Source organism: Streptomyces sp. NPDC029138 (genome assembly GCF_055564375.1).
Map to the genome: position 1 here is coordinate 52,298 of NZ_JBVHWM010000059.1, position 6,152 is coordinate 58,449.

Genomic DNA, 6,152 nt, shown 5'->3' on the forward strand with positions numbered 1-6,152 from the left:
TGACGTACAGCATGGTGCTGGGGCCCGCGCTCTCGTGGTGCGGGCCCCAGCCCATTGCTTTCCGGCACCGGCCCGGCTTTTTTCGCATTTCCGTCGGCTCATTCTTGCGAATCCACGTGCGGCCATCGCCGCTGGGCGGAATTCCTCGATACGCCGCATCGAGGAAGGTTCCCTCATGAACCGCACCCGTCGCACCGGCGGCAACTCAGGTCGCTTCCGCGCAGAGCTGACGTCCACCCGAACGGCAGGCGGCACGCGCGGCGGCCGCTCCCGGACGCAGGAATCCGGCCGGCAGAGCCCCCGTCCGGTCACCGGACGCAGGAGCGGGGGGGGGGGGGGGGGGGGGGGCGGGGGGGGGGGGGGGGGGGGCGCGGGCCCCCTCCCCAGAACCCTCCCCCCGGCTTCGCAGCCCCCTCCCCGTGGCACTCCGCGGCCCCCACCAACTGCCTGCATGTGGGGGGGGGGGGGCGCGGTCTCCCCCCCCCCCCCCCCCCCCCCCCACCCCCCCACCCCCCACCCCCCCCCCCCCCCCCCCCGGCACCGGCCGGCAGGAGTTCGCCCTGCCGGTCACCCTCACCGAACCGCTGCCGGCGGTCGAGACCTTCGCCCAACTGGACATGCCCGCACGACTGCTGGCCGCGCTCGGCGCCGAAGGCGTCACCGTACCCTTCCCGATCCAGGCGGCCACGCTGCCGAACGCGCTGGCCGGCCGGGACGTCCTGGGCCGTGGGCGCACGGGCTCGGGCAAGACGCTCGCCTTCGGTCTGCCCCTGCTGGCCCGCCTGGACGGACAGCGGGCCCAGCCCCGGCAGCCGCTCGCCCTCGTCCTCGTCCCCACCCGGGAACTGGCCCAGCAGGTCACCGACGCGCTCACCCCCTACGCCCGCGCCCTGCGGCTGCGGCTCGCCACCGTGGTCGGCGGCATGTCCATCGGCCGTCAGGCGAGCGCGCTGCGCGGCGGCGCCGAGGTCGTCGTCGCGACACCCGGCCGCCTCAAGGACCTCATCGAGCGGGGCGACTGCCGGCTGGACCAGGTCGCCGTCACCGTTCTGGACGAGGCCGACCAGATGGCCGACATGGGCTTCATGCCGCAGGTGACCGCCCTGCTCGACCAGGTCGCCGACGGCGGCCAGCGGCTGCTGTTCTCGGCCACCCTGGACCGCAACATCGACCTCCTGGTACGGCGCTACCTCCACGACCCCGTGGTGCACTCGGTCGACCCGTCCGCCGGTGCCGTCAGCACCATGGAGCACCATCTGCTGCACGTGCACGACGCCGACAAGCACACCGCCGCGACCGAGATCGCCGCCCGCGACGGCCGGGTGATCATGTTCCTGGACACCAAGCACGCGGTCGACCGGATGGCCAAGCACCTGCTGTCCGTCGGGGTGCGCGCCTCGGCCCTGCACGGCGGCAAGTCCCAGCCGCAGCGCAACCGGACGCTCGCCCAGTTCAAGGACGGCCACGTCACGGTCCTGGTGGCGACCAACGTCGCCGCCCGCGGCATCCACGTCGACGGCCTCGACCTCGTCGTCAACGTCGACCCGCCCGGGGACCACAAGGACTATCTGCACCGAGGCGGCCGTACCGCCCGCGCCGGCGAGTCCGGCACGGTCGTCACCCTCGTCCTGCCGCACCAGCGCCGCGCGATGGACCGCTTGATGGCCGACGCCGGCATCACTCCGCGCACCGTCCGGGTCCGCCCGGGCGAGGCCGAACTGCACCGCATCACCGGCGCCCGCACCCCGTCCGGCGTGCCCGTCACGGTCACCGCGCCGGTCGCCGAACGGAGCGAGCGCACGGGAACCGCCGCGCGCGGACGCCGGGGGCGTGCCGCCGGCCGTGGTGCGGTCCCCCGCGCCCGTCGCTCCGCCCCCAGGAACAACTCCTAGTCCAGGCACCGGGATTCGCTCCCCGCGTGCGGGGCGAGCCTACGGTCGATCCCTCCGCTGTCTGCCCCCCAACCCTGTGGAGTCCGCCATGCGCTGTGTCATCGCCCGTTTCCCCTTCGACCTGATCAAGAGCGAGGTCGAGCAGTCGATGAGCGGTATCTCGCCCGAACCGGTCACCGGCGTCTCCGTGAGCATCGGCCGCCGTGTCTACCCCGTCATGCAGGTCGGGGAAGTGATCACCAAGCAGGATCGCCGCGACTTCACGTCCGGCGAGATGCGCCGGGCCCTGACCCGGCTCGGCTTCACCTGCCACGACGCGCCCACGGCCGCGCCGGCCGCACCCGCCGCGGCCACGCGGACCGACGAGGACGCATGGGGCTGGTGACGTCCCGGTCCGCGTGGTGGACGTGACCGGAACGCCGGCCGAGGGTGTCTCCCCGGACGGACCCCGTACCTACCGGATGCCGGCCGCCCGGCTGACCCTCACCCCGGGGGTCGGCCGCGGTCCCCTCACCGGGGCCTGGTGGCCGCGCTGCGACCTGCTGGAACTCGAACTCCCGGCACTGGTCGGCTCCCTGCACCCCGGCCTCGGCACCGTCACGCACGTCACCGTGGACGCCGTCGCCTGGCCCGACGCCCCGCACCTGGTCCGGGTGCCCGGCCGCGTGATCGAAGTCGCCCTGTCGGCCGTGGACGCCGAGGCGCATGCCATCGCCCTGGACCACGGCACGGTGGGCCGCCGCGAACTACTGGTCGTCCCGCCCGGCTCGTCGCTCGCGGCGGCGACCTGGCTGCTGGCCACCGCCGCCGACCCGGGGAACGCCCTGACCGCCGCGCACATGCTGGCACTCGCGGAAGCGGGCTTCGACGACGGCACGTGAATCGGGGTCCGGGAATCAGGGTTCGCGGGTGTGGGCGACGTGGGATGTGGCACCCGGACCCGGAGCGGGCCGGATACGCGCACCGCGTCCCGTGGGGCACACGGTTCGGCCACGAGCCGCGTGCCCGACGAGGCCGCTACGGCCCGCACCGCCCGGTTGTCGCCGCGAACTGTCCGACGACAACCGGTGTGGCGCGTCCGGCGGACCTCCGGTCAGGCCGGTGCGTCCGCCGGTGCCACCGCGCCGTTCCGGCCCCGCACCACGCGGCGCCGCGCGGCCGGGACGAGGAGCGGGTTGGCGACGCCCCAGGCCGCGCCCTTGCAGACCAGTTCCTTGTAGACGGCGGCGATCCGCCCGGTCAGGGCCGCCCGCACCGCTCGGTCGTCGGCGGTGACGTACTGGATCAGGCCCTCCTTGCGACCCAGCGAGATGCACTGGTTGAAGTAGCGCAGCGGCACCTTCGGGGGCCTGCCGCCGGTCAGGCGCGCCGCGATGGCGTCGGCGGCCTGCCAGGCGGTGGGGACGCCCGAGGCGCACGACATCCGCAGCGGCTTGTCGCCTGGGCCCATCGCGAGGGCCGCGTCCCCGACGGCGTACACGTCCGGGTGCGAGACCGAGCGCATGGTCCGGTCGACCACGATCTGCCCGGTGCCGGTGACCTCCAGGCTGGTGGCCCGCGCGATCGGGTGGACGGCGAAACCGGCGGTCCACACGGTGACCGCGGCCGGGACAAAGGCGCCGTCGGCGGTGGTGACGTGGTCGGCCGCGACGGCGGTGACGGCGGTGTGCTCGTGCACCGTGACGCCGAGCCCGGCGAAGACCTTGCGCACGTGGGCGCGGCCCTTGTCGGAGAGCCAGTCGCCGAGGCCGCCGCGAGCGGCGAGGGTGACATCGAGGTCCGGGCGGGCCTCGGCGATCTCGGCCGCCGCCTCCAGACCGGTGAGGCCGCCGCCGACCACGACCACCGGCTGCCCGGCCTCCAGCCGGGCCAGGCGCTCGCGCAGCCGCAGCGCTCCGGCGCGCCCGGCGATCTCGTGGGCGTGCTCGGCCGCGCCGGGGACGCCCTGGTCGTTCCAGCCGCTGCCGAGGGCGTACACGAGGGTGTCGTACTCCAGTTCCCGGGCGCCGTTCGCGTCGGTGACGGCGACGGTCCTGCGGTCGACGTCGACACCGGTGACCCGTGCGAGCCTCAGCTCCACGCCGGTGCCCGCGAACATCTCGCTGAAGGGCCGGGGCCTGAGGTCCTGGCCGGTCGCGAGCTGGTGCAACCGGACGCGCTCCACGAAGTCGGGTTCGGCGTTGACGAGGGTGATGGCTACGTCTTCGGGGCGCAGCCGCCTGGCGAGGCGCCCGGCGGTGATGGCTCCGGTGTATCCGGCTCCGAGGACGACGATGCGGTGCTGCATTCTCTGGCTCCTGTCAGACGCGGATTCGCCCCTTGAACCGGGCGGCCCGCCCTTTCCTGACAGGAACGCGGTGTGAAGCACATCACATCGGGATCAGAACGCGTGGAGCCCGGGATCAGAACGCGTGGAGCCCGGGATCAGAAGGCGTGGAGCAGGGGTTCGCCGTGGTCGGTGGCCGCCCAGTGCCGGGTCGCGCGTTCGAGCTTGTCCGGGTTGGCCTGGCTGCGGAACGCGCGGATGCCGTCGGCGGTGACCTCCAGGCATATGACGCCGATGACCCGCCCGTCGAGGACCGCCACGACGGCCGGGTCTCCGTTGGCGGTGGTGGCGTAGACCCCGGGCGAGCCGCCGACCAGGTTCCGCTTGGCCTTGCCGGGCTTGAACAGGCCGCGCATGAACTTCGCGACCGCGAGCGCGCCCTCGAACGCCTTCGTGCGGGCCGGGACCCTGCCGCCGCCGTCACCGATCGAGATGGCGTCCTGGGTGAGCAGCCGTACCAGCGGTTCGGTCCGGCCGCTGGTGGCGGCGGCGAGAAACTCGTCGACGATCCGCCGGGCGGCGGCCTCGTCGATCTCCGTGCGGGCCTTGCCGTCCGCGACGTGCTTCTTGGCACGGTGGAAGATCTGCTGGCTCGCGGCCTCGCTGATGTCGAGGATCTCGGCGATCTCCCGGTGCGGGTAGTCGAAGGCCTCCCGCAGCACGTACACCGCCCGCTCGCCCGGGGACAGGCGCTCCAGCAGGGTGAGAACGGCGTACGACACCGATTCGCGCTGTTCCGCCGTGTCGGCCGGGCCCAGCATCGGGTCTCCGGCGAGCAGCGGCTCGGGCAGCCACTGGCCCACGTAGGTCTCGCGCCGCGCACGGGCCGAGGTGAGCTGGTTGAGGCAGAGGTTGGTGAGCACCTTCGTCAGCCAGGCCTCGGGGACCTCGATGTGGTCGGCGCCGGCGGCCTGCCAGCGCAGGAACGTCTCCTGCACGGCGTCCTCGGCCTCGCTCGCGGAGCCGAGCAGGCGATAGGCGATGGCCTCCAGCCGGGGCCTGGCCGCCTCGAACCGCTCCACGTCGCTCAGGGTCAGGGCCATGCCCGGGATCCTAGCCGCCACGACCCACGCGGACCGCGGGATCACGGCCGTCGGGCCCGGGCCCGGCGGCCGTCAGGCGCGGGGCGCCACTCCGAGGTCGGCGAGCAGGCCGCGGACGCGGTGTTCGATCTCGTCGCGGATGGGGCGTACGGCGTCGACGCCCTGCCCGGCGGGATCGTCCAACTGCCAGTCCAGGTACGTCTTGCCGGGGAAGACGGGGCAGGTGTCGCCGCACCCCATGGTGATCACCACGTCGGACGCCCGGACCGCGTCGGTGGTCAGGAGCTTCGGGGTCTCGGCGGAGATGTCGACGCCCGCCTCGCGCATCGCCGCCACGACGGCCGGGTTGACCGTGTCGGCGGGGGCCGACCCGGCCGACCGCACCTCGACCGCGTCCCCGGCGAGGTGGGTGAGGAAGGCGGCGGCCATCTGCGAGCGGCCGGCGTTGTGGACACAGACGAAGAGGACGGAGGGGCGGGCCGGGGTGGGGGCGGGGGCGCTCATGGTGGTGTCTTCCGGGACGGTGGCGGGGGTGCTCATGGGTGGTGTGTCCGTGTCCGTGTTCGCGGACGGTGCGGTGGTCAGGGGAGGGTGGGGACGGCGAGCCCCCGTTCACCTCGCGGGGCCGGGACATCGGCCTGCGGGACCGGGGCGTCGGCGCGCACGTCAGGGGCGTCGGCCTGCACGTCCGGGACATCACCGCGTAGGACCGGGGCATCGGCGCGCACGTCCGGGACATCACCGCGTACGACCATGCTCTCGGCCTGCACGCCAGGGACATCACCGCGCATGACTGGGGCACCGGCCTGCACACCCGGGACATCGCCCCGTACGACCATGCCCTCGGCCTGCACACCCGGGACATCGCCCCGTACGACCGGGGCACCGGCA

Annotated in this window: 6 protein-coding genes and 1 pseudogene; 3 read left to right on the plus strand and 4 right to left on the minus strand. The window is 74.1% G+C overall.

Features of this window, described 5'->3' with window-relative positions; all coding sequences use genetic code 11:
• Positions 1–419 precede the first annotated feature (419 nt).
• From ACZ4WH_RS33275 to ACZ4WH_RS33285, 3 genes are all read left to right on the plus strand, one after another.
• Positions 420–1,892, plus strand: coding sequence for a DEAD/DEAH box helicase (locus tag ACZ4WH_RS33275; RefSeq protein WP_468187851.1), 1,473 nt, complete (start codon positions 420–422; stop codon positions 1,890–1,892).
• An 88-nt stretch (positions 1,893–1,980) separates the two neighbouring features.
• A complete protein-coding gene (locus ACZ4WH_RS33280) occupies positions 1,981–2,277 on the plus strand; it encodes an SCO5918 family protein (RefSeq protein ID WP_468187853.1) in 297 nt (98 codons plus the stop codon).
• 22 nt (positions 2,278–2,299) lie between these two features.
• On the plus strand, positions 2,300–2,773 hold the full coding sequence (locus ACZ4WH_RS33285; protein WP_468187855.1) for a DUF5994 family protein: 474 nt from the start codon (positions 2,300–2,302) through the stop codon (positions 2,771–2,773).
• 212 nt (positions 2,774–2,985) lie between these two features.
• On the opposite strand, the gene ACZ4WH_RS33290 is transcribed toward ACZ4WH_RS33285, so the two are convergent.
• From ACZ4WH_RS33290 to ACZ4WH_RS33305, 4 genes and pseudogenes are all read right to left on the minus strand, one after another.
• On the minus strand, positions 2,986–4,179 hold the full coding sequence (locus tag ACZ4WH_RS33290) for an NAD(P)/FAD-dependent oxidoreductase (protein ID WP_468187857.1): 1,194 nt from the start codon (positions 4,177–4,179) through the stop codon (positions 2,986–2,988).
• Between the two features lie 137 nt (positions 4,180–4,316).
• Positions 4,317–5,261, minus strand: coding sequence for an RNA polymerase sigma factor SigJ (gene sigJ, locus ACZ4WH_RS33295; RefSeq protein WP_468187859.1), 945 nt, complete (start codon positions 5,259–5,261; stop codon positions 4,317–4,319).
• Positions 5,262–5,333: 72 nt separating this feature from the next.
• Positions 5,334–5,765: an arsenate reductase ArsC gene (locus ACZ4WH_RS33300; protein ID WP_468187881.1), complete on the minus strand. Its 432-nt coding sequence runs from the start codon at positions 5,763–5,765 to the stop codon at positions 5,334–5,336.
• Positions 5,766–5,842: 77 nt separating this feature from the next.
• Positions 5,843–6,152 (minus strand): annotated as a pseudogene (locus ACZ4WH_RS33305) (hypothetical protein); the annotation flags it as partial.

Bases quoted from the DNA above. Each gene is read 5' to 3' on its own strand.
- ACZ4WH_RS33300 (WP_468187881.1), bottom strand. From the start codon at position 5,765: ATGAGCGCCCCCGCCCCCACCCCGGCCCGCCCCTCCGTCCTCTTCGTC.
- sigJ (WP_468187859.1), bottom strand. From the start codon at position 5,261: ATGGCCCTGACCCTGAGCGACGTGGAGCGGTTCGAGGCGGCCAGGCCC.
- ACZ4WH_RS33280 (WP_468187853.1), top strand. From the start codon at position 1,981: ATGCGCTGTGTCATCGCCCGTTTCCCCTTCGACCTGATCAAGAGCGAG.
- ACZ4WH_RS33290 (WP_468187857.1), bottom strand. From the start codon at position 4,179: ATGCAGCACCGCATCGTCGTCCTCGGAGCCGGATACACCGGAGCCATC.